The sequence below is a fragment of the Variovorax sp. GW821-FHT09B01 genome (assembly GCF_059418345.1).
Genome location: NZ_JBWKPQ010000033.1, coordinates 51,082 through 74,445, shown reverse-complemented (window position 1 = coordinate 74,445; position 23,364 = coordinate 51,082). Strand labels below are relative to the sequence as shown.

Annotated in this window: 16 protein-coding genes; 5 read left to right on the top strand and 11 right to left on the bottom strand. The window is 72.2% G+C overall.

The window, feature by feature from the left end; all coding sequences use genetic code 11:
- Nucleotide 1: 1 nt before the first annotated feature.
- Nucleotides 2-223 carry a hypothetical protein gene (locus AC07RV_RS42400; protein ID WP_296780290.1) on the bottom strand — a complete coding sequence of 74 codons (222 nt, stop codon included), beginning with the start codon at nt 221-223 and terminating at the stop codon, nt 2-4.
- Entirely contained in the window at nt 220-2,022 is a 1,803-nt protein-coding gene (locus AC07RV_RS42395; protein ID WP_492716157.1) for an FAD-dependent monooxygenase, read from the bottom strand. Before AC07RV_RS42395 ends, AC07RV_RS42400 begins: the two co-directional genes overlap by 4 nt.
- Nucleotides 2,023-2,110: 88 nt before the next feature.
- Here AC07RV_RS42395 and AC07RV_RS42390 point away from each other — a divergent pair, with 88 nt between their 5' ends.
- Complete coding sequence (locus tag AC07RV_RS42390) at nt 2,111-2,896, top strand: response regulator transcription factor (RefSeq protein WP_296780297.1); 786 nt, start codon at nt 2,111-2,113, stop codon at nt 2,894-2,896.
- Between the two features lie 10 nt (nt 2,897-2,906).
- On the opposite strand, the gene AC07RV_RS42385 is transcribed toward AC07RV_RS42390, so the two are convergent.
- Nucleotides 2,907-4,004 carry a fumarylacetoacetate hydrolase family protein gene (locus AC07RV_RS42385; RefSeq protein ID WP_296780299.1) on the bottom strand — a complete coding sequence of 366 codons (1,098 nt, stop codon included), beginning with the start codon at nt 4,002-4,004 and terminating at the stop codon, nt 2,907-2,909.
- Between the two features lie 132 nt (nt 4,005-4,136).
- Between AC07RV_RS42385 and AC07RV_RS42380 the strand changes: the two genes are divergently transcribed.
- Nucleotides 4,137-5,336, top strand: coding sequence for a DUF3108 domain-containing protein (locus tag AC07RV_RS42380; protein WP_296780302.1), 1,200 nt, complete (start codon nt 4,137-4,139; stop codon nt 5,334-5,336).
- A gap of 117 nt (nt 5,337-5,453) precedes the next feature.
- A complete protein-coding gene (locus tag AC07RV_RS42375; RefSeq protein ID WP_057597632.1) occupies nt 5,454-5,732 on the top strand; it encodes a BTH_I0359 family protein in 279 nt (92 codons plus the stop codon).
- A 54-nt stretch (nt 5,733-5,786) separates the two neighbouring features.
- On the opposite strand, the gene AC07RV_RS42370 is transcribed toward AC07RV_RS42375, so the two are convergent.
- Nucleotides 5,787-6,842, bottom strand: coding sequence for an AbrB family transcriptional regulator (locus AC07RV_RS42370; protein ID WP_296780306.1), 1,056 nt, complete (start codon nt 6,840-6,842; stop codon nt 5,787-5,789).
- Nucleotides 6,843-6,913: 71 nt separating this feature from the next.
- On the opposite strand from AC07RV_RS42370, the gene AC07RV_RS42365 reads away from it, so the two are divergent.
- Nucleotides 6,914-7,765, top strand: coding sequence for a ChaN family lipoprotein (locus tag AC07RV_RS42365; protein ID WP_296780310.1), 852 nt, complete (start codon nt 6,914-6,916; stop codon nt 7,763-7,765).
- A 93-nt stretch (nt 7,766-7,858) separates the two neighbouring features.
- On the opposite strand, the gene AC07RV_RS42360 is transcribed toward AC07RV_RS42365, so the two are convergent.
- The 4 genes from AC07RV_RS42360 to aptA all read right to left on the bottom strand — a co-directional run bounded on the left by AC07RV_RS42360 (nt 7,859) and on the right by aptA (nt 17,076).
- Nucleotides 7,859-13,186 (bottom strand): beta strand repeat-containing protein, encoded by a 5,328-nt coding sequence (locus tag AC07RV_RS42360; protein WP_296780312.1) that lies wholly within the window; start codon nt 13,184-13,186, stop codon nt 7,859-7,861.
- 103 nt (nt 13,187-13,289) lie between these two features.
- On the bottom strand, nt 13,290-14,885 hold the full coding sequence (locus AC07RV_RS42355) for a CsgG/HfaB family protein (RefSeq protein ID WP_296780315.1): 1,596 nt from the start codon (nt 14,883-14,885) through the stop codon (nt 13,290-13,292).
- 11 nt (nt 14,886-14,896) lie between these two features.
- The gene (locus tag AC07RV_RS42350; RefSeq protein WP_296780317.1) at nt 14,897-15,484 is read right to left on the bottom strand and encodes a hypothetical protein; all 588 of its coding nucleotides are present in this window, start codon (nt 15,482-15,484) and stop codon (nt 14,897-14,899) included.
- 257 nt (nt 15,485-15,741) lie between these two features.
- Nucleotides 15,742-17,076, bottom strand: a complete 1,335-nt coding sequence (gene aptA / locus AC07RV_RS42345; protein WP_296780320.1) for an omega-aminotransferase AptA — start codon at nt 17,074-17,076, stop codon at nt 15,742-15,744.
- A 132-nt stretch (nt 17,077-17,208) separates the two neighbouring features.
- On the opposite strand from aptA, the gene purU reads away from it, so the two are divergent.
- Nucleotides 17,209-18,063 carry a formyltetrahydrofolate deformylase gene (purU, locus tag AC07RV_RS42340; protein ID WP_057594448.1) on the top strand — a complete coding sequence of 285 codons (855 nt, stop codon included), beginning with the start codon at nt 17,209-17,211 and terminating at the stop codon, nt 18,061-18,063.
- A gap of 79 nt (nt 18,064-18,142) precedes the next feature.
- Here purU and AC07RV_RS42335 read toward each other — a convergent pair whose 3' ends face one another.
- From AC07RV_RS42335 to AC07RV_RS42325, 3 genes are all read right to left on the bottom strand, one after another.
- On the bottom strand, nt 18,143-18,520 hold the full coding sequence (locus tag AC07RV_RS42335) for a YXWGXW repeat-containing protein (protein ID WP_208513612.1): 378 nt from the start codon (nt 18,518-18,520) through the stop codon (nt 18,143-18,145).
- Between the two features lie 143 nt (nt 18,521-18,663).
- The gene (locus tag AC07RV_RS42330) at nt 18,664-19,986 is read right to left on the bottom strand and encodes a GDSL-type esterase/lipase family protein (RefSeq protein WP_296780324.1); all 1,323 of its coding nucleotides are present in this window, start codon (nt 19,984-19,986) and stop codon (nt 18,664-18,666) included.
- 71 nt (nt 19,987-20,057) lie between these two features.
- Complete coding sequence (locus tag AC07RV_RS42325) at nt 20,058-23,354, bottom strand: carboxyl transferase domain-containing protein (RefSeq protein WP_296780327.1); 3,297 nt, start codon at nt 23,352-23,354, stop codon at nt 20,058-20,060.
- Nucleotides 23,355-23,364: the final 10 nt, after the last annotated feature.

Genomic DNA, 23,364 nt, shown 5'->3' with positions numbered 1-23,364 from the left:
GTCATTCGGTTGCGGACAGCGATGGTACGGGCAGCGCATGCAGCGCGTCGGCCAGCGCGGCGCGGCAGCGCGCCTCGTCGCCGACCTGCTCGAACAGCAGCAGCGCGAGCCGCGCGAGGAACAGCGATTCGCGCTCGGCGCCGGCCTCGCTGATGGCGTTCGCGCAGTCGGCGTAGAGGCGGTCGCGGGCCTCGGGGGCCAGGGTGGGACGTGCGGTGGTCATGCGGCGAGGGTCTCCAGTTGCACGGCGGCGGCCGCGCGTTCGAGCGCGCGCGGCAGCGCGCCTGCGGGCAAGTTGTGCCAGCGCGCGGCCACGTGGCCGTCGGGGCGCAGCAGGTAGACCGCGCCCTCGCCCGCGCCGAGGGCCTCGAACACCCGCGCGTCGGCATGGGCATCGGCGGGGCCGTCGGCCGCGATCGTGCACAGCGCGAACGGCAGGGGCCCCTGTCGCGCCCGTGCGATGTCGTCGGCCGGCAACTCGATGGCCGCGCCGTGCGCGGGTCGCAGCACCAGCAGCGTGAAGCGCGCGCCGATCCGGTCGGTGAGATGGCCCTGCGCGAGCTGCTGCTCGGGCATCGCCTCGCCGGGCAGCGGGCCCGCGGGCAGCGCGTCGCCGTCCGCGCTCGACAGTGGCGAATCCTCGTAGCGCACCGCCTGCGTCTGGCGCGGATTGATCAGTTGCGCGATGCCGCGGTGCGCGCCCGACAGCGACAGCGCGGCCTCGCGCAGCAGGTCGAAGCCGCGCGAGGGCGGCGACATGAACTCGGTGCTGCGCATCGCGTTCTCGGCATTGACGTGGAAGGCGGCGATGCGCTCGGCCGAGTAGCTGTCGAGCAGCGCGGCATCCGACAGCCCGCGCGCCACGAAGGCCAGCTTCCAGGCCAGGTTGTCGGCATCGTCGAAGCCCGAGTTGAGGCCGCGCACGCCGAAGATCGGCATCGCATGCGCCGCGTTGCCCGCGAACAGCACGCGGCCGTGGCGGTAGCTCGAGAGCGTCATCGCGCCGGCGCGGTAGACCGAGGTCCAGACCGTCTTCCACGGCAAGTGGCCTTCGCCGATCGCATCGAGGTGGCGCTGCACGAACTCGGCCACGGCCGGCGGCTGGAGCGCCTCCTCGGTGCTCTGGCCGGCGCGCAGCTGGTAGTCGATGCGCCAGATGTCGTCGGGCTGCCGATGCATCAGCACGGTCGAGCCCGGGTTCCACGGCGGGTCGAACCAGGCGCGGCGCTCGGTCGGGTGGCCGCTCCTGAGTTCGATGTCGATGATCACGTAGCGGCCTTCGTAGCCCGTGCCCTCGAGCGCCAGGCCCAGCGCCTTGCGCACGAAGCTCTGGCCGCCGTCGCAGGCCGCGAGCCACCGGCCGCGCAAGCTGTACTCGCCCTGCGCGTTGCGTGCCTCGAGCAGCACGCCCGCGTCGTCCTGCGAAAGGCCGGTGAGCTCGGTGCCCCAGCGAATGTCGATCAGCCCCGGCGCCGCGGCGTTGCGGCGTTCGATCTCCTCGAGCAGGTAGTGCTCGGCGTAGTACTGCTCGAGGTTGATCATCGGCGGCAGCTTCTGCCGTGCGTCGTGCGGCATCTCGAAGCGGAACACCTCCTCGGTCTTGTAGAAGCTGCGCCCGCCGGTCCACGGCAGGCCCTTGGCCAGGAAGGCCGGCAGCGCGCCCAGCCGCGCCATGATCTCCAGGCTGCGGCGCGAGATGCAGGCCGCGCGGCTGCCGACGCAGACCGTGTCGTCGGCCTCGAGGATCACGCTGCGCACGCCATGGTTGGCGAGCCCCAGCGCGAGCGCCATGCCGACCGGGCCGCCGCCCGCGATCACCACCGGATGGCTGCCGCCCGCCACGGCCTCGAGGCCGTCGGCCGCGAGCGCCGGCAGGCGCACCGGGTAGCGCGTGTAGCCGAAGGCGCCGACCGAGGGCGGCAGGCCGGCCGCTGCCGGCGGCAGCGGTCCGCCGGCGGCGTCGCCGGGGCGCGCGGCCGGCGCAACGGGCATTGGGTTCGAGGGAGCAACGGGGCGGTTCATGCCCGGGATTGTCCCGACGCGCCCGGCGCCGCATTGTCATAACTTCGTACGAAGTGTTTACCCGAATCCCCTGCCCTCTCCCCGCCCCATGAAACGCTGGCGCCTTTCCGCCGCGCCCGAGGCCACGCTGTCGGCCAGCGTGGTCGGCGACGTGCTCGCCGGCGTCGGCACGCCGCACCTCGCGGCCAGCTACCTCGCCGCGATGCAGCGCGTGATGCCGGTCACCTTCTGCACCGTGTTCGCGGTCGGCGCCAGCGGGCGCATCGAAACCGTGTCGGCCGCCAGCAGCTACGGCAGCACGGCCGAGCGTACGGCCGAGCGCTACGTCGCGCAGCGCTTCGACCTGCTCGACCCCAACATGGCCTGGCTGGCCGCGCGCAAGCTGCCGCGGCGCGCGCAGCTGTGGCTGGGCCACCAGCTCGGCGACGAGGTGGCCGACCCGGCCTACCGCGCCGCCTGCTATGGCGACGTCGGCATCCGCGAGCGCGCTTCGGTGCTGTTGCTGCTGCCCACGGGCCAGCGCGTGGCCGTGAGCTTCTACCGCAGCCTGGCGCAGCCCGAGTTCGGCGCCGCCGACTTCGCCGTCATCGAGCGCCACGCCACCCTGCTGGCCGACGCCACCACCGCCCACGGCCGCAGCGCCGTGGCGGCGCGCGAGGCCACGGCACCGGCGCTGGCCTCGCGGCTGCTCACGCTGAGCCTGCGCGAGCGCGAGGTCATCGGCCACCTGATGGCCGGGCGCACCGCGAAGGAGGCGGCGCGCGAGATCGGCGTCGAGCTCACGACCGTGCGCACCCACCAGTACCGGGCGTTCCGGCGGCTGGGGATACGGTCGCAGAAGGAATTGCTGCGCGGCTGGCCCGCGGCGCAGTGAGCGGGCGCGCTCAGTCCTCGGAAGCCTGCGCCTCGGCCGCGTGGTCGGGCACGGCCACCGGCGCGGGCTTCGCGGCCTCGTCCGCCGCCGCCTTCGCGCGCCCACCCGGCGCCACGATCTCCTGGTCGATCGCGCCGAACATCGAGCGGCCGTCGAGCCCCTTCATCTCGATGCGGATGGTGTCGCCGTAGCGCATGAACTCGGTCGAGGGCGCGCCGTCCTGGATGGTCTCGATGCAGCGCTTCTCGGCGATGCACGAATAGCCGCGCGGCCATTCCATGCGGCCGTTCTTCTCCACGCCCTTGTTGCTCACGGTGCCGCTGCCGACGATGCTGCCGGCGCGCACATTGCGCGTCTTGGCGACGTGGGCGATGAGCTGGCCGAAGTGGAAGGTCATCTCGGGGCCGGCCTCGCACAGGCCGACCTTGCGGCCGTTCCAGTTGCTCTGCAGCGCGAGGTGCACGCGGCCGCCGGCCCAGGCCTCGCCGAGCTCGTCGAGGGTCACGGCCACGGGGCTGAAGGCGGTGGCGGGCTTGCTCTGGAAGAAGCCGAAGCCCTTGGCGAGCTCGGCCGGGATCAGGTTGCGCAGGCTGACGTCGTTGGCCAGCATCACGAGGCGGATGCCGTCGAGCGCCTGCTCGGGCGTGGCACCCATCTTCACGTCGCCGGTGACGACCGCGATCTCGGCCTCGAAATCGATGCCCATGGCCTCGCTGGGCACGACCACGTCGTCGGTCGGGCCGATGAAGTCGTCGCTGCCGCCCTGGTACATCAGCGGGTCCTGGTAGAAGCTCTCGGGCACCTCGGCATTGCGCGCCTTGCGCACCAGCTCGACGTGGTTCAGGTAGGCCGAACCGTCGGCCCACTGATAGGCGCGCGGCAGCGGCGCCATGCACTGCGCGGGATCGAAGGGAAAGGCGTGACGCGCGCGGCCGGCGTTGAGCGCGGCATACAGGTCCTGCAGCTGCGGCGCCATGAAACCCCAGTCGTCGAGCACCTGCTGCAGGCGGTGGGCGATGCCGGTGGCGTAGTGGGCGAGCGTGAGGTCGCGCGACACGACGACGAGCTGGCCGTCGCGGGAGCCGTCCTTGAGGGTGGCGAGTTTCATGGTGCGGTGCTGGGAAAAAGGCGACGGGGCGCCGCGCCGGGCCGCGCGCCGCTCCCCTAAACTGGTTGGACGGGCGGCAGTGTACCGAGGTGGCTTCGATGAACCTCGGCGGCGACGCCCACTCCACCTTCCATGCCGACGACCGTCGCCCCGCCGTCCTCCGCCCTGGCGCCCTCCCCGGTGCCCTGGCGGCCTTCGTGGCGGGCGCTGGCGCTGCTGGTCCTGCTGGTGGCGCTCGCGCACATGGCGCTGCTGGGCCTCGCGCCGGCCGGACTCGGGGCCGAGCCGGTGTCGCCGATCACCAAGTTCAGCACGCGCACGATCGTGATCGCGCCGCCGGTGGCCGAAACGCCCGCGGCGGCGGCGCCACCGGCCGCGACGGCCCCGCCCGCGCCGACCAAGCCGCTGCGGCCGCGCGCGGTGCATGCGCCGCGGCCCAAGCCCGATCCGGTCCCTGCGGCGGCCGCGCCTTCGCCCGACCCCGCGCCCGAGGCCACGGCGCCCAAGGATCCCGAATCGCCCGACCTGGTGGCGCAGGCCGCTCCCGATTCAGGAGCAGCAACCACGCCCGAACCGCCCGCCAGCGCGGCCGCCGCCCCATCGGCCACGCCGGCCAGCGCCCCCGCCCCCGCCGCCGGCACTGGCGAAGCGACCACCACGATGGCTGGCACCCAGTCGCTGCGCATTCCGGGCTCTGTCACGCTGGATTTCGAGGCCACGGGCCAGATCGGCGCCTCGCCGCAGCGTGGCGTGTTCGGCGAGCTGGTGTGGCTGCACGACGGCACCCGCTACGACGGCCGGCTCACGCTCAAGGCCGTCTTCTTCACCTTGCTGAACTGGCGCAGCACCGGCCAGATCGGCCTGTCGGGCCTGGAGCCCGAGCGCTATTCCGAGAGCCGCAAGGCCGAGGTGGCCTCGCATTTCGCGCGCGACCGCGGCGAGGTGGTGTTCAGCAACAACGCGCCGCCCGTGCCGCTCCAGCCCGGCGCGCAGGACCGCATGAGCGTCATGATGCAGCTCGGCGGCCTGCTGGCGGCCAGCCCCGAGCGCTACCCGGCCGGCACCCGGATCGCGATCCAGACCGTGGGCGCGCGCGACGCCGACGTCTGGGTGTTCGTGGTCGGCGACGAGGAGAAGCTGAGCCTGCCGGCCGGCGAGTACCTGGCGCGCAAGCTCACGCGCGATCCGCGCAAGCCTTTCGACCGCAAGGTCGAGCTCTGGCTGGCCCCGGCCTACGGCTACCTGCCGGTGCGGATCCGCCAGACCGAGCCGAACGGCGACTTCGCCGACGCCCAATTGCGCAAACCCCTACCCGCCGCATCGGCCGGTTGATGCGAAAAAGCACGCATCCAAACGTTTTAATGGCAACACGACAACCCATCTTGAAACTGGCGCGTTGATTGCTATGTAACCCTCATGAACGCCCTCGACATCCTCACAGGCCCCGCCATGAATATGCTTTACGACTCGGATTCCTTCGTCGTCGTGCACGTGCAGCCGAACGAAGGCGAAGTTCCGGCCGAACCCAACGTGCCGGTGCTTGAGCGCCACGGTTTCGAGATCGTCGACAAGCGCTCCGGCAAGGAGCTCTACCTCGACGGTTCCTGGGCCGAGCTGTTCCGCCAGCAGATCGCGGCCTGGCAGCTCAACACGCCGACCCAGGAAGAGGTCGAAGACACGCTCGAAGGCTATGCCGAGCTGGCGCAGACGCCGTTGCTGGTGCACTGAGCCGAGCCCCTTGCTAGTAACAAAGCGCCCCGCGGGGCGCTTTTTCTTTGGCGGCTACCGGTAAATCCAGCGAAACATCGGCCCCACCAGCAGCAGCACCGCCACCAGCCGGCAGACCTGGAACGCCGTCACCACCGGCACCCCGAGCTGCAGCACCTTGGCCGTGATCGACATCTCGGCGATGCCGCCCGGCGAGGTGCCGAGGATCATGGTCGCCGGGTGCAAGCCCGTGGCCCAGGCCAGCAGCCAGGCCACGCCGGCACACACCACGAGCATGACCAGCGTGCCCAGCGTCACCGAGCCCAGCCAGCGCGGCGCGGTGTGCAGGAACTCGCGGCTGAAGCGCACGCCCAGGCTGACGGCGATCACCAATTGGGCGGCATTCGACATCCAGCCCGGCACCGCCGACAGCGACAGCCCGGCGACGGTGAAACCCATCGCGACCAGCAGCGCCCCCATGAACCACGGGTTGGTGCGGCCCAGCGCGCGCATCGCCAAGCCGCCCGCGCCGGTGGCCACGGCCAGCAGCGCGAGGCCGCCGGGGTTCACCTCGCGCGCGCTCGGCGGGCTGATCTCCAGGCCGTGCAGCCCGCTCCACTGCATCGCGAACGGGATCGTCACCGTGACGATCAGCACGCGCAGGCTGTGGGCCGCGGCCACCAGGTCGGTGCGCGCGCCCTTGGCCTCGGCCAGCAGGGTCATCTCCGAGGCGCCGCCGATCGCGCCCGCGAAGTAAGTCGTGGCTCTCATGGAACGCTCCGGCACCTGGGGCATGCGCGGCGCATGCAGGCCGTAGAGCCAGCGCCCGAAGCCCCAGCCCAGCAGCAGCGCCCAGGCGATCGCGAGCACGATCGCCCACCAGACGCTGGCCACCAGCGCGACCACGTGCGGCGTGAAGTACAGGCCCAGCGCGGTGCCGATGGTCCACTGCCCGGCATTGCGCAGCGGCACGTGGCTGGCCATGGGCGCGCCGGCGATCGAGGCCAGCGACACCGCCAGCAGCGGGCCGATCATCCAGGGCAGCGGGGTGTGGAGCGCGAGGCAGATCTGGGCCGCCACGAAGGCGAGCAGCAGCGTGGCCAGCACGCGGACCGGGAAGGAAAGGGACACGCGGAACGGACGGACAGGCGGTAGGGGCAAAGGACGGCAGCGCGCGCGGCGCCGTTGCGTAGTATGGCGCGATGTCTTTCGCGCACCGGCCCGTCTCCTCCCTCCTGCTTGCTCTTCTCGGCAGCACCCTCATCGCCGGCTGCGCGGGCTGGCCCGGTGGCGCCGAGGCGCCCGACGCCCCCATCGCCCGCCGCGTCGAGGCCCTGCTGCCCACCGACGCCCTGCTGCTCGGCGAGCAGCACGACGCCCCCGAGCACCATGCGATCGAGCGCGAGACGGTCGAGGCGCTGGCCGCGCGCGGCCGGCTCGCCGCGCTGGCGCTCGAGATGGCCGAGGAAGGCAACAGCACCGCCCACCTGCCGGCCGCGGCCACCGAGGCCCAGGTGCGTACCGCGCTGAGCTGGAACGACAAGGTCTGGCCCTGGGCCGACTACGGTCCGGCCGTGATGGCCGCGGTGCGCGCCGGCGTGCCGGTGGTCGGCGCCAACCTGCCGCGCGCGCGCATGAAGGACGCGATGGCCGACGTTTCGCTCGACGTGCAGCTCAACGGCGAGGCCTACACCGCGCAGCAGGACGCCGTGCGCGAGGGCCACTGCAAGCTGCTGCCCGAATCCCAGATCGTGCCCATGACCCGGATCCAGGTCGGCCGCGACCGCGCCATGGCCCAGGCCATCGTCAAGGCGCGCCAGCCGGGCCGCACCGTGCTGCTGATCGCGGGCGCGGGCCATGTCGACCGCCAGCTCGGCGTGGCGCAGCACCTGCCGAACGAGGTCTCGTTCAAGGCCGTGCGCCTGCTCGCCGCGCCCGCCGGTGCCGACGCGGCATCGGCCGGCTACGACCGCACCTGGCGCACGCCGCCGCTGCCCGAGAAGGACTATTGCGCGGAGCTCCGCAAGTCGATGGGCCCGGCGAAGAAATCCTGAGCGCTCCGGACGTGCGAAGGCCGCGGCAGGACGAACGTCCGGCCGCGGCCTTCGTCTTTCTTCATGCGGCGAGCCCGCAGGCCCGCGCCCGCCTCAGCGCGACAGGATCGACGAGGTCGCCGAGTTGCCGGTGGCCGAGGCCGTGACCTGGTTGCCCGTGGTGCGCAAGGTGCTGCTGCCCACCGGTCCCACCACGCCGACGCCGAAGTTCACCGTCGTCACCGTGGCCGACACCGCGCCGCTGTTGACCTGGTAGTTGCCGACCGCCGCGCTCGCCGTGCCGGTGTTCAGCGCGGTCTGCGTCACGCGGTTGGTGGCGCTGTTGCCGAAGGCCTGCGCGCTCAGCGTGTTGCCGTAGACACCGACGCTGCCGTTGAGCGTGCCCGGGCCGGTCGCGTTGAGCGCCACCTGGTAGCTGGTGTTCGTGCTGGACGCGTTCACCTGCCCGCTGTTGGTCTGGCTGTTGAGCACGCCCACGCTGGCACCGAGGTTGAGCGCCAGCGGCGAGGCCACGAAGCCCACGCTGCCGCTCGGGGCCGCGCCGCCGTAGCTGCCGCCCGCGCTCGAGTCGACCAGGTTGGTGGCCGCGTTGCCGCGCGCCAGCGCCGAGGTGGTGTTGCCGTTGAGGGCCACGCTGCCCGCGTTGAGCGGGTCGGTGCCCGCCAACGTCACGCCCGCGGCCGTGACGGCCGACGAGGTCACCACCGCGCTGCTGGTCTGCGCGTTCGACACCCCCACGCTCGCGCCCTGCGTCGCATCGCCCGCCACCGTGGCGGTGTTGATCGCGCGGTTCGCCGAGGCCTCGGCCAGCGTGCTGTTGTTCGAGATCGTCACCGCGCCGTTGAACAGCCCCGCCGTGTTCGGCACCAGCCGGTCGTCGTTGTAGATCGCGGTGCTGGCGCTGCTGGTGACCGAGGTCGACGCGGCCTGGCGGTTCGCCACCAGGTGGTCGCCCGTGGCCGCCTGCCCTCCCGCCGCCGTTTCCGACAGCACCACGGCACCCGTCGTCGCCGCCGGCTGCAGGTTGGCGGCCTTCACGTCGAGCGTGTTGGTCGCGTCGTTCATCACGCCCAGCGCCGTGTTGGTGTTGCCCGAGATCCGCACCGACGAGCCCGAGGATGCGGCCGGCGCGAACAGCTCGGAGTTCGAGCTGGCCGCGACCGCCGCCTGGCCGACCTGCGTCGACTGGACCACCGCGCGCGCATCGACGTTGGCGCCCGCCAGCGTCACGCCGTTGACCGTGGTGTTCGAGGCGGCGCGCGCGCTCTGCCGGTTGTCGGACACGCTCAGCGTCGCGCCCTGCACCGCGGCGGTGCCGGTGGTGTCGATGCCGATGCTGCCGGTGGCGATCGCGCCCACCGGGCCGGCGCCCACCTGCACGTTGACCAGCGCATGGTCGGCGCTCGCGAGCACCGCCGATCCCGCGGCCGTGGTCCCGGCGGAGCCCGCCAGGCCGGTGGCGATGGCGCCGCCCTTCACCTCGATGCTGTTGGTCGACGCATTGCCGGTGGCGGCCGCGCCGGTGGTGTTGCCCTCGAGCGTGGCGCTGCTGTCGATCAGCGCGGTGGTGCCGTTCAGGGTCAGCCGGGTCGTGTTGTTGGCGACCCCGCCCACGGCGGCGCTGCTGGCCTGCGAGTTCAGCAGGCCGGTGGTGGCACCCTGCGACGCACCGCCCGTGAGCGACACCGCATTGCCCGCGCGGTTGCCCGCGGCCTCGGCCAGCGTCTGGTTGCCCGACATCGCGACCGCGCTGTCGACCACGCCCGGGCCGCCCGGCACGGCGCGGTCGTCGTTGTAGATCGCGCTGTCGGCGGTCGCACTGGCCGAGGTGGCGGCCGACTGGCGGTTCATCAGCGCATGGATGGCGACCGTGCCCCCGTCGCCCGGCCCCGCGGTCTGCAGCACCAGGGTGGGCAGGATCGCGCCGGCCGTGGTGTCGGCCGCGACGGCGATGCGGCTGGTCGCGTCGTTGACCACGGCCAGCGCGCTGATGGCGTTGCCCGAGATCGTCACCGACGAGCTCGACACCGAGGCCGGCGCGAAGGCCTGCACGAAGGAACGCGCCTCCACCGCCGCCAGGCTGGCCTGGCCCGACTGCAGCGCCGAGGTGGCCGAGACGCTGCCGGCCGCCAATGCGATGTCGTTGCTGGCGCTGTTGGCCACCGCCTTCGCGCTCTGGGCGTTGTTCGACACGCTGAGCGTGCTGCCGTTGACCCCCGTGCCCGGCGCGGTGTCGATGCCGAAGGCACCGGCCGCCTTGGACGAGATCGTCGCGGTGCTCAGCATCAGCTGCGCGTTCGACAGCGCATGGTCGCCGAGCGCGCCGGTCAGCACCGCGGCGTTGGCCGCCGCGGCCACCGGCAGCACGCCGCCCGTGTCGATGGTGTTGCCCTTCACGTCGATGCCGTTGACGGCCGTGTTGCCAGTGGTCGCGCCGCGCACCGCGTTGCCGTCCACCGAGAGCTGCGAGTCGACGATGCCCTTGCCGCTGACCGCGAGCTGCACCCCGGCCTGGTCGGTCAGCGCGCCGCCCTCGAGCCCGAGTTCGGAGGTGGTCTTGGCGGTGGTGATCTGCAGGTTCTGCACCGCCGTGGTGGTGGCGATGCCGGCCGCGCCGAGCCGCACGCCGTTGACCGCGCTGTTGCTGGTCGCGGCGGCCGCGGTGGTGTTGTTGTCGGCATCGATCTTCGAGTTGCCGACGCCGAAGGCGATCTGCGTCAGCACCTCGGGCCCGCCGCTGCGCGTGGCCGCCACCGTGCCCTGGCCCGACTGCGCGTTCTGCACGCTGAACGAGGCATCGGTGGTCGCGACCCCGCCGGTGACGGTGGCGCCCGAGAGCACGAAGCCCGCCGTGTCGATCGAGGTGGCCGTCACGTCCACCGTGTTGCCGGTGGCGCGGCTGCCGTAGGCCAGGGCCTGGGTGGTGTTGCCGCTGCTCGAGACCGAGGCGTCCTGCAGGCCGCCGCCGACCACCGTGCGCACCACGTTGCCGCCGACCGTGTTGGCCTCGACCTTGGTGTTGGCACCGGCCACCGACTGCACGTTGGTCACGTTGGCGACCGAGGCGAAGTCGCTCGACGCGATCTGGTTGGCCGCGAGCTTCAGGCCGTTGGCCGCGTCGTTGCCGTAGCTCGCGGCGACGAAGGCGTTGCGGTCGTTGCCGAGGCTGGCCGACGCGACGTCGCCGCTCACCGAGGCCGCGAACGAATTCACGCCGCTGGCCGTGGTGCCCACCGTCGACTGGATCGACTGGCTGCCGAGGATGGCGTAGGAGGCATTCACCGCCGGCTGCGTGGCCAGGCTGTTGTCGAAGGGCAGGTTGTTGCCGAGGTTGGCCGTGATGGTCGAGGCGACGTCCGTGGACGGGTTCACCGTCACGTTGCCGGCCTGCACGCCCAGCGTGCTGGTGGCCGAGTTGCCGTAGGCGATCGCGCGCTGCAGGTTGTCGCTGACCGCGGCCGAGCCGCCCGACAGGTTGCCGAACACGGCGACGCGGGCCTCGGGCACGCTGAGCACCGCGCCGACCGAGGAGGTGGCATCGTTCATCTGGACGCTGGCGATGCCGGCGCCGGTGCCGACCGCATTGCCCTTGATCGACAGGTCGCTGGTGGCACCGCTGCCGACCGCCACCGCCTCCTGGCGATTGCCGGTGAGCGACAGCGCGCTGTCGGCCACCGTGGCCGGTCCGTTCGCGACCAGCCAGACCTTGGAGCCGCCGTTGATCGCCGTGACCAGGCTGCCGTTGTAGTTGCCCTGCAGGTTGGTCAGCGTGACGGCGCCGGTGGCCGACACGCGGCCGTCGGCGCTGGTGCCGCCACCGAGCGCCACCGCATCGCTGCCCAGCGCGACGGTGTTGGCGTCGAGCGCCAGGCCCTGGTTGATCTGGTTGCCGCGCGCCGCGACCGCCGAACTGTTGTTCGCCACGGTCACGGTGCTGGCATTCGTCTGGCCGGTGGCATCGCCGGTCTGCACCGCGATGACGGTGCCGCTGGCGACGGCCGACACCGTCGATTCGGTGTTGGCCTGCTGGTTCGAGATGCCCGCCGTGCCCGTGAAGCTGGCCGCGGTGGTGCCGGGCAGGATCGCGCTCGAGGCGATGTTGCCGGTGGCCGCGGCGCTCATGCTGTTGTCCTTGAGCGTGACGCTGCCGCTGTCGATGGACTGCACGCCCGCGAGCACCTGGCCGTTGATGGTCTGTGCCAGCACGCTGGAGCGCAGGTTGCCCTGGCTGTTGAGCACGGCCAGGTCGGCATCGAGGGTCGTGGTGACTGCCGTGCCGCCGTGCACGCTGGCGTTGACCGGCGTGACGGGCGGGGTCGCGGCGACCACCGACACGCCGTTCATCACGATGCGGTTGCCCGCGCTGCCGGCGGTGGCCGAGAGCGCCTCGTTGCCGGTGGCGGCGCTCGAGATGGTGTTGCCCTGCACCGAGAGCGAGCCGCGCAGTTCGTTGACCACGCCCGCGGGCGCGCCGGTGACCAGCGCCTGCACGGTCGAGTTGGTGTTGTCGGCCGCATGCGTGACCGCCGCGAGGATGCCGTTGCCGTTGGCCTGCAGGTTCGACACCACCGCCGAGCCCGCGAAGCTCGGCGCCGCGCCCGACTGGATCTCGGCCGCGCTGCTCGCGTTGTTGCCCCGCAGCGTGGCCGACAGCGTGTTGCGGTCGAGCGTGGCGCCGGCGATCACGATGTTGCCCGGCAGCGTCGAGGTCAGCGCCAGGTCGATCCTGTTGTTGGCCAGGCCCGCGCCCGAGGCCGGGCCGGTGCCCAGCTGCAGCGAGGTCACGACGATGTTGCCCTGCGCGTCGAACAGCGGCGTGCCGCCCGGGTAGGTCAGCGCCGCGCCGCCGGTGATGCCGACGGCGCCGGCCATCGCGCCGCCGGTCACCAGCGAGCTGCCCTTGTTGATCACGGCCGAGGCCGAGATCGTGTTGTCGGTGGCGGCCGCGCTGCCGCTCGTGAAGTTGTTGAGCTCGACCGCGAGCCTGCTGTTGGCGACGCCGGCCGCGATCGATCCGCTGTTGGTGGCCACGCCCAGCGAGGCCGCGTTGTCGACCGGCGTGGAGGCCGGGCTGCCCGAGGCGGGCTGGATCGCGTTCGCGAAGTCGTTGCCGGCGGCGCTGGCGCCGATCAGGTTGCCGGTGGTGCTGGCCGCGATCGGATTCGGATTGGCCGGCGTGCCGCTGACCGTGGTGCCGCCGACGGCGCCCGTGATCCCCGCCGTCACGCCGTTGGTGTTGGAGGGCTGCGAATTCGCCGTCGACGCCCCCGACACCGAGCCGTTGAGCGTGTTGCTCACGCTGGTGTCGGCCGCCTGCGCGGCGCCGGCGGCGAGCAGCGCGACCGCGACCGCGGAACCGATGCGGCTGAGACTGGTGGCGGGCCTGCGGGCGCCCCGATTGCGGATCTTGCGAGCTTTCATGGCGTGACTCCTGGTGTGAAGACGTTGTGGACGAAAGGGACGGACGAACGCAGGGGAACCGGGCCGCCCTCGCAGGCGCGCACGGTTCGCGGGAACGGGGGTGTCAGCTGCCGCGGCCGGGGGCGGCGGCGGGATCGGGGCTGGCGGCGGCCGCGGGGCCGCTCGCGCTGACGGTCTCGGCCGCCTCGGGCACGGCGGCGGTGTCGGCGCCGCCGGTCGGGGCGACCGCGCTGTCGCCCGCCGGTGCCGGCGCGGGTGCGACGGAGGCGCTGGGCGTGGGCGCGACCGTGGCGGCGCCCTGCGGCGCGGCGGGCGCCGGCCCGTTGCCCACCACCGGCGCGCCGATGCGCAGCTTCGCGATCTCCTGCAGCCCGGGGCCGTCGCGGTGGATCGAGGTGTCGGCCGCGTCGGGCCGCCACAGCACCGTGATCGCGCCCGGCGGAATGCCGCGGTTGGCCAGCGCCGAGGTCACGGCGGCGATGCGCTGGTCGATCAGCTCGTCGCGCTTGCGCGCATCCCAGTTCTCGGTGTCGCGCGCCACCAGCACGATGTCGGTGGCGCCCTTCTTCGCGGCGCCCGCGACCTGGTCGATCTGCGCCAGCGCGCTGCCGCCGAGCGTGGTGGCGCCGAAGTCGAACGCCACCTGCAGCGCCGCGCCGGTCAGCCGCGCGCCGCCCGTGCCCGCGGCGTTGACGGCCACGCCCGGGCTCGCTTGCACCACCGGCGCCGCCGCACCGCCGGCCGCGCCGGCATCGGCCGGGTTCTGCACCTTGCGCAGCTGCTCGGCCGGCACCAGCGGAATCTGCTCGCCGCCACCGGGGCGCAGGGTCATGCACGGCCGATGGTCGACCTGCGTGACCGCGGCCATCAGCCGCACCACGCCTTCCTCGAGCGCCGCGCGCACGCCCATCTGCACCGGCTCCTGGCCCTTGGCGCCGATGTCGACGTCGTAGAGCCGGCTGCCGAAGAAGCGGAACACGTTGAGCCCGACCTCGTAGCCGTTGAACTGCTTGGTGAGGCTCACCGTGCGCACCACCATCAGCGAGCGCGTGTCGACGATGCGCAGGTCCACGCCGACCGACTGGGTGAAGGTGCGCGCCTTCACGCCGACCTGGTTCACCGCCACCTCGGCACCGCCCGAGTTGATGTTGTAGTTGAGCTCGGTGATGCCGCCGACGATGAAGTAGTCGGACTTGTTGATCGTGCCGCCGAAGTACGGCAGCCACGGCACCACCTGCGCGCCGCCGCCCGGCCCGCCGCCGAGCTGGTGCGTGCGGCCGTCGCCGAGCTGGCGCCGGTCGGCGTAGGCCAGCTCGCGCTCGGCGATCACCGGGTCGAAGCGCTCGGCGATGCGCACCGCGCCGCCGAGCTTGCCGAGCGCCGAATAGACCATCAGCGCGCCGCCCTGCGTGATCGCGTTGCCCTCGTTGATGCTGTACTTGCCGGTGTAGTCCTTCACGTCGCCCACGCCGATCACCACCTCGGGCCGGCGCGTGGCCGCGATGTGGTCGGCGAAGCAGGCCAGCACCGGTTCCATCGGCGTGACGTTGTCGCGTACCGAGGGGCCGAGCACCACGGGTGCCTCGTTGGGTGCGAAGCGCTGCTGCGGCGCCGAGGTGCAGCCGGCCAGCACCAGCGCGCCGGCCAGCGGCGCCGCGAGAAAGACCGCCCGGCGGGCGTGGGGCGAGATGCAGTGCATGGCGCCCCCGTTCAGTTGAGCACGCCGAAGGCACAGGCGGCGCTGCCGTTCACCCCCGCCGTCTGCGCGCCGGTGTTGCCCTGGGCCGAGTTCAGCGCCTGCCAGGCCGCGCCCTGCACCTGCGTGCTGGTGCCGCCGACGACCGCCGAGCCCACCGTGCCCGCGTTGGCCTGGTTGGTGCCCACCACCGCGGCGCCGAGCGTGCCGACCGCGCTGTTGCTGTCGTTGCCCGTGGCGCCCGAGCGCGCCCCGGCATTCGCGGGCGAGTTGGCGACCGTGCTGTTGTTGCCGTCGTTGCCGGTCGAGGTCGCCGAGACGTTGCAGTTGTACTGGCGCCCGACCGTGGTGTTGTAGACCGGCGCCGCGTAGTAGCCGCTCTTCTGCTTGCGGATCATGTCCTGCACCGCGGCCTGGTTGACCTTGTCGGAGCTGGTCTGGAACTGCCAGGCGGCGTTCTCGCCGACGTTGTTGGCCTGCGCGCGCGGCGCCGCCACCAGGAGCAGTGCCACCACCAGGGCCACGTGCACCGTGGCGGCCCAGGGCGCACCACGACGACGATCGGAGCACCGGGATACGGCGGCACGGGATGCACGAGGCATGGCAGCTCCTTTCAGGAGGAAGAGCACTTAAACGAAAAGTGCTACTTCTTTGTAAAGAGGATGCTATGGATCGGGCAGGTGGGCTGGCTATTCCGGAAACCAGTAGTACCTATGAGTACAAACCAGCGGTGATTACTGGATGGCCGGACAGTGCGGCCGCCCCGATCCTGTGCGCCGCACAGCGGTCCGATCGGGGCTCGCGCCCCCGTGGCGGGGGCGCGTCCGCGGCCCGTTGCGGGCCGCGGCGGGACCTGTGATCAGGCGTGCGCCTTGATCGCGTCCGCCAGCGTGTTCACCAGCGTGTCGATGTGCGACTTCTCGACGATGTACGGCGGCGCGATCACCAGCACGTCGCCCGCGGGGCGCACCAGCGCGCCCTTGTGGAAGCAGTCGAGGAAGATGTCGTAGGCCCGCTTGCCGGGCGCGCCCGCGATCGGCGCCAGCTCGACCGCCGCGGCCAGGCCGAGGCTGCGGATGCCGATCACGTTGGGCAGGCCCTTGAAGGTGCTGTGGAAGGCGTCGCCCAGCAGCTTGCCCATCTCGCCGGCGCGCGGGAACAGGCTTTCCTTCTCGAACAGCTCGAGCGTGGCGATCGCCGCCGCGCAGGCCACCGGGTGGCCCGAGTAGGTGTAGCCGTGGAAGAACTCGACCACGTGCTCGGGCGCGTCGGTCTTCATCATCGCGTCGTAGAGCTTGTCGCGGCAGATCACGCCGCCCAGCGGGATCACGCCGTTGGTCACGCACTTGGCGAAGTTCAGCATGTCGGGCACCACGCCGAAGTAGTCCGACGCGAAGTTGGTCCCCATGCGGCCGAAGCCCGTGATGACCTCGTCGAAGATCAGCAGGATGCCGTGCTTGTCGCAGATCTCGCGCAGGCGCTTGAGGTAGCCCTGCGGCGGCAGGTACCAGCCGGCCGAGCCGGCCACCGGCTCGACGATGATCGCGGCCACGTTGCTCGGGTCGTGCAGCGGCAGGATGCGGGTCTCGAGCTCGACCAGCGGGTCCTCGGCCCACACCGGTTCCTGGTTGTGGATGTAGGCGTTGTTGACCGGGTCGTGGATGAAGCGCATGTGGTCCACGCGCGGCAGGAAGGCCGAGCCGAACACCTTGCGGTTGCCCGGGATGCCGCCCACCGACATGCCGCCGAAGCCCACGCCGTGGTAGCCGCGCTCGCGGCCGATGAAGACGTTGCGGTGGCCCTCGCCGCGCGCGCGGTGGTAGGCCAGCGCCACCTTCATCGAGGTGTCGGCGGCCTCGCTGCCGGAGTTGCAGAACAGCACCTTGTTGAGGTCGCCGGGGGCCAGCGCGGCGATCATCTCGGCCGCGCGGAAGGCCTTGTCGTTGCTGATCTGGAAGGCGGTGGCGTAGTCGAGCGTGTCGAGCTGCTGCTTGATCGCCTCGTTGATCGGCTTGCGGTTGTGGCCCGCGCCCACGCACCACAGCGACGAGATGCCGTCGATCACCTTGCGGCCGTCGTGGGTGGTGAACTCCATCCCGTCGGCCGCCACGAAGACCCGCGGGTCCTTCTTGAAATGGCGGTTCGGGGTGAAGGGCAACCACTGGTTGTCCATGTTGAAGTCCTGGTAGGCCATGCGCGTGCTCCTGTGTGTCTCGTCGGAATGTGGAAGGTCCCGCCGCCGAACGGCCGGCGCCCCCGGGAAAAGGGACGTGGCGGACGGGGAGAACGGCATTCTGGCACCCCTGCGACAATCACGCCCCTGACCATGACCACCACCCCTGCCTACATCCTCACCCTCTCCTGCCCCGACCGTACGGGCATCGTGCATGCCGTCTCGGGCTTCCTGCTGGAGCGCGGCGGCAACATCGAAGAGGCCGCCCAGTACAACGACCACGACACGGGCCTGTTCTTCATGCGCGTGCGCTTCGCCTGCGCCGAGCACGGCGAGGCCGCGCTGCGCGAGCAGCTCGCCGCCTTCGCCCAGGGCTTCGGCATGACCTTGCAATTGCAGGCCGCCGCCCAGCCGATGAAGACCGTGATCCTGGTCAGCAAGGAAGGCCACTGCCTCAACGACCTGCTGTTCCGCTGGAAGAGCGGCCTGCTGGCCATCGACGTGCGCGCGATCGTCTCGAACCACCGCGACTTCTACCAGCTGGCGGCCAGCTACAACGTGCCCTTCCACCACATCCCGGTGACGGCCGCGACCAAGGCGCAGGCCGAGGCGAAACAGCTCGAGATCATCGAGGCCGAGGGCGCCGAGCTCGTGGTGCTGGCGCGCTACATGCAGATCCTCAGCAACGGCCTGTGCCAGAGCCTGGCCGGCCGCGCGATCAACATCCACCACTCGTTCCTGCCCAGCTTCAAGGGCGCCAAGCCCTACTACCAGGCGCACGACCGCGGCGTGAAGCTGATCGGCGCCACCGCCCACTACGTGACGGCCGACCTCGACGAAGGCCCGATCATCGAGCAGGACGTGGCGCGCGCCGACCACACCGACACCGTCGAGGACCTCACGGCCCGCGGCCGCGACACCGAGAGCCAGGTGCTGGCGCGCGCGGTGAAGTGGCACAGCGAGCACCGCGTGCTGCTCAACGGGCACCGCACCGTCGTGTTCCGCTGAGCGAGCGTCGGCCGGAAAGAACAAAGCCCCCGGGGCGGCCTTTGCAGGTCGCCCCGGGGGCTTTTTCATGCCGGCCGCGTCAGTTGCGGTTCGGGTTGTTCGGGCGGCGGTCGTAGCGGTTGGGCACGCCGTCGCCGTCGCGGTCCCAGCGGCCGGCGCTGTAGGCCCAGCGGCCGCCTTCCTGGCGCCATTCGGGCGCGCGGTAGGCATAGCCCGGGCGGGCCCGCACCCAGACGCCGTTGGTCCAGACATGGCGGCCGCCGCGCCACTCGTAGTGGCCCGGTGCCCAGACATAGCCGCGGCGCGGCGGCGGCACCCGCTCGTAGCGCGGCGGCGGAGGCGGCACCTGGATCATGACCACCGGCTGCGCCTGGGCGGCCGTCGGCAGCGTGAGCGCGCCCACCGAGAACAGCGAGGTGGCGGCGACGGAAAAAGCGATGGCTGCGAGTCTTTTCATGGCAAGGCTCCATGAGTTGTTGGAGGAGCCTTCATGCTGCCGGTGCCTTGTGAAGCGCCTGTAAGCGCCACGCGAAATCTTGTGTAGAGCTGTGTCGCGGCGCCCGGCACGCCGCCTGCAGGCGGCGGCCGACGCGCGTAGGCCTATTCCCGCAATTCCTGCAGATCGACCGCGCCAGCCATCGCCGCGAGGCCCGCGGCATTGGGATGCAGGTGGTCGCCGCTGTCGTAGGCCGGCAGCAGTGCCAGCGGCTGCGCCGGGTTGCGCACCGCGGCGTCGAAATCGACCACCGCGTCCACGTCCTGCCGGCCGCGGATCCAGCGGTTGACCGCGCCGCGCAGCGCCTCGGTGTGCTCGTTCCAGTACGACGAGCCGCCGAACGGCGGGATCGTGCCCAGCAGCACCTTCAGGCCCTTCTCGCGCGCCTGCCGCACCAGCTGCTGCAGCCCGGCCTGCAACTGCTCGGGCGTGGGGATCTCGCTCGCCGGCACCACCTGCCCGGGCGCGCCGATGAAGGCGGTGCGGCCGATGTCGTTGGTGCCCATCAACACGATCACGTGCGTGACGCCGCTCTGGCCCAGCACGTCGGCGCCGAAGCGCGCGAGGCCGCTCTGCCCCGCGCCGCCGTAGAGCAGCCGGTTGCCGCCGATGCCGACGTTGAGCACCGCCACCTCGCGCGCGGCGCCCGGGCCCGGGCTCTTGCGCAGCAGCGTGGCCAGTTGCTGCGGGTACGAATTGCCACCGCCGTCGCCGTCGAGCCCGCCCGCGGTGATCGAATCGCCGAAGGCCACCACCGTGCGGATCGCGCGCGCGGCCCAGACGTCCACGCCCGTCACGAAGGCATTGACCGGCACCCGCTGCGCATCGGGCAGGCGCGGCGCCGACACCGCGTTGCCGTTCGACATCCAGGTCGCGTTGCTCGGCTGCAGGTGCACCGTCGACAGCGGCGTGGAACGCTCGAAGTAGCTGCTGACCACCAGCGTCTGGCCGGCCTCGACCGCGAAGTCGATGCCGTCGCTCCAGGCATCGGCGCCCGGCGCGATCGTGATGCCCGGGCGGCCGTCGAAGCGCAAGGGCTGCAGCGAGGCCGGCGAGATCGCGCCGCCACCCGTGCCGCGCGCCACGCTCGCGGCGCCCACGGCCAGCGGCGCGGTGCCGAAGCGGTTGGAGAAGCGCACGCGCAGACGCGTGCCGCCCACGCTGGGCTGCAGCTGCTGGCGCAGCGTGAGGCCGGGGAAGGCGCGGTCCTCGGGCGCCACCGGCGGCGGCGTGCCCAGCGGCGAGAGCTGGCGGAAATCCAGCGGCGCGGCGGCCCAGCTGCCGACCCAGTGCTCACCGGCGATCGGGGCAGCGGGCGCACCCGAGGGGGTCGCGGCGTGCGCGACGGCGGCGAACAGCGCCAGGCACAGCATGCCCGTCGCCAGCCTGGCGCCGATCCCGGCGAATCGATATGAAACCAGCGTCATGCCCCTCGCGCAAAAGCGCCAAAGTGTACGGAGCCACCGTGTCACTTCGCGCGGCAGGGTCTGCCGCCTGGTTACCAGGTGTCTACGTAGGGCGCCGGCGCCTCGTGGGGACGCGTGGCCGAGGCCAGCCCGCGCACCAGCCAGTCGCGCGTCCGCGCGGGATCGATCACGGCGTCGATCTCCAGCGTCTGCGCCATGTGGATCGCCTCGCCGTTCTCGTACTGCTGCGCCACCAGCTGCTTGAACAGCGCATCGCGCTCGGCCCCTTCGGCCGCCGCGGCGAGCTCCTTGCGGAAGCCCAGCCGCACCGCGCCCTCGAGTCCCATCGCGCCGAACTCGCCCGTGGGCCAGGCCACGGTGAACACCGGCGCGTCGAAGCCGCCGGCCGTCATCGCCTGCGCGCCCAGGCCGTAGCCCTTGCGCAGCACCACCGCGAAGAAGGGCACGCGCAGGTGCGAGGCCACCATGAACATGCGGCAGACATGGCGCACCTGCGCCTGCGCCTCGATCTCGGGGCCGACCATGAAGCCCGGCGTGTCGCACAGCGAGACGATCGGCAGGCCGTGCGCATTGCACAGCTGCATGAAGCGCGCCGACTTGTCGGCCGCCTCCACGTCGATCGCGCCGCCCAGGTGGTGCGGGTTGTTGGCCATCAGGCCCACGGGCTTGCCCTCGATGCGCGCGAGCGCGGTCACGATGCCCGCGCCGAAGCCCGCGCGCAGCTCGAGCAGCGAGCCGGTGTCGGCCACGCCGCGCATCGCGGCGCGCACGTCGTACACGCGCAGCCGGTTCTCGGGCACCACGTGGCGCAAGGCGCGCGGGTCGGCGCACTGCCAGTCGGCGACCGGACCCTGGAAGTACGACAGGTACTGCTTCGCGGCTGCCACGGCCGCGGCCTCGTCCTCCACCAGGATGTCGATCACGCCGTTGCGCGACTGCACGCTGCTCGGCCCGATCTGCTCGGGCGCGAAGGTGCCGAGGCCGCCGCCCTCGATCATCGCGGGGCCGCTCATGCCGATGTTGCTGCCCTTCGTCGCGATGATCACGTCGGCGCAGCCCAGCAAGGCCGCATTGCCCGCGAAGCAGCGGCCATGCACGATGCCGACCACCGGCACCTTGCCCGAGAGCGCGGCGAACTGGCTGAAGGTGTGGTTGTTGAGGCCCGCGACGATCGGCATGTCGGTGTCGCCGGGCCGGCCGCCGCCGCCCTCGGCGAACAGCACCACCGGCAGCCGCAGCTGGTGCGCCACCGCCAGCAGCCGATCGGTCTTGTGGTGGTTGCGCATGCCCTGCGTGCCGGCCAGCACCGTGTAGTCGTAGGCCAGCACGGCGCAGCGCGACTTCTCGGAGCCGAACTGCCTCGCGTTGATGCTGCCGATGCCGGTCACCATGCCGTCGGCCGGCGTGTTGGCGACCAGGTCCTCGAGCGTGCGGCGGCGCGTCTGGGCCGCGATGGCGAGCGCGCCGTACTCGATGAAATTGCCGGGATCGGACGCGCTGTCGCAGAGGTCGGCGATGTTCTCGCGCGCGGTGCGCCCGCCCTGCGCATGGCGCTTGTCGACGGCCGCCCGGCGGTTCTCGTCGAGCGTGAACGCATGGCGGTCGATGACCTTCTTCAGGTCGGGCCGGATCGCGTCGAGGTCGTGCGCGGCGCGCGCCTCGGTGTCCACGGCCTGCGCGTCGACCGCCTCCAGCCGCAGCAGCGACTGGCCCTCGACCAGGTAGTCGCCGGGCGCGGCCAGCAGTGCCACCACGCGGCCCGCAGTGGGCGCGTGCAGCAGGTGTTCCATCTTCATGGCCTCGAGCACGCCGAGCTGCGCGCCCGCGGGCAGCACGTCGCCGACCGCGACCTCGAACTGCACCAGCTTCGCGGGCATCGGGGCCTTGACCGTGAGGCCATCGTCGGCTTCATCGATCGCGGGGGCTGCGGCCCGCGCGACGACCGGCACGATCTCCTTCGCGCGTTTTTCGAACGCCGTTGCGGCCGCCAGCAGATCGCCCAGGTGCGCCTCGACGAAGCGCGTGTGCACCGCCTGCGTCGCGAACTCGGGCCGCGCGGCGATCGCGCGCAGCAGCGGCAGGTTGGTGGCGATGCCCTCGATGCGGCACTCGTCGAGCGCGCGCAGCGAGCGGCGCAGCGCATCGACGAAGCGCGCCGAGGGCGCATGCACGATCAGCTTGGCCAGCAGCGTGTCGTAGTGCGGCGAGGGCGCCAGGCCCGCATAGCCATGCGTGTCGACGCGCACGCCGGGCCCGGCGGGCAGCTCGAAGCGCGCCAGCGTGCCGCCCGAGGGCCGCGCCTGGCCCTGCGCATCGAGGGTCTCGGCATTGATGCGCCACTGCAGCGCGAAGCCGCGCTGCGCCGCGGTGCGCTCGGCCTCGATGCCGAGCTCGGCCAGCGATTCGCCGGCCGCCACCGCGATCTGCAGCTGCACCAGGTCGAGCCCGGTCACGGCCTCGGTCACCGTGTGCTCGACCTGCAGCCGCGGATTGGCCTCGATGAAGACATAGGGCAGCGTGGCCGAGGCCGCGTCGACCAGGAACTCGAAGGTGCCGAGCCCGCGATAGTCCACGGCCCGCGCCATGCGCAGCGCGGCCTGCGTGAGTTGCGCGCGCAGCGCCTCGGGCAGCGAGGGGCTGGGCGCGATCTCCACCAGCTTCTGGAAGCGCCGCTGCAGCGTGCACTCGCGCTCGCCGAGGCTGGCCACGGCCCGGCCGTCGCCGAGCACCTGCACCTCGATGTGGCGCGCATCGCGCATCAGCCGCTCGACGTACACGCCCTCGATGCCGAAGGCCGCGCGCGCTTCCGACATGCAGCGCGCATGCGCCTCGGCCAGTTCGCCCGCCTCGTGCACCGCGCGCATGCCGCGCCCGCCGCCGCCGCCGATGGCCTTGACCATCACGCCCGCGCCCTGCGCCTGCTGCTCGGCGAAGAAGGCCTGCGCCTGCGCGAGCGTCACCGCGCCCGCGCTGCCGGGCATCACGGGCACCTCGCAGCGCGTGGCCAGTTCGCGCGCGCGCGCCTTGTCGCCGAACAGCGCGAGCTGCTCGGGCGTGGGCCCGATGAAGACCAGGCCCGCATCGGCGCAGGCCTGCGCGAAGTCGGCGCGCTCGCTGAGGAAGCCGTAGCCCGGATGCACCGCGTCGCAACCCTGCGCCTTCGCGGCCGCGATCAGCGCGCCGATGTCGAGGTAGGCCGCGGGCCCGGTCGCGTCGAGCGCGAGCGCCACGTCGGCCAGCTGCACGTGGAGGGCCGAGGCGTCGTCGCGCGCATGCACGGCCACGCTGGCGATGCCGAGGTCGCGCAGGGCGCGCACCAGGCGCACGGCGATCTCGCCGCGGTTGGCAATCAGGACTTTGGAAAACACGCGGGGTCTT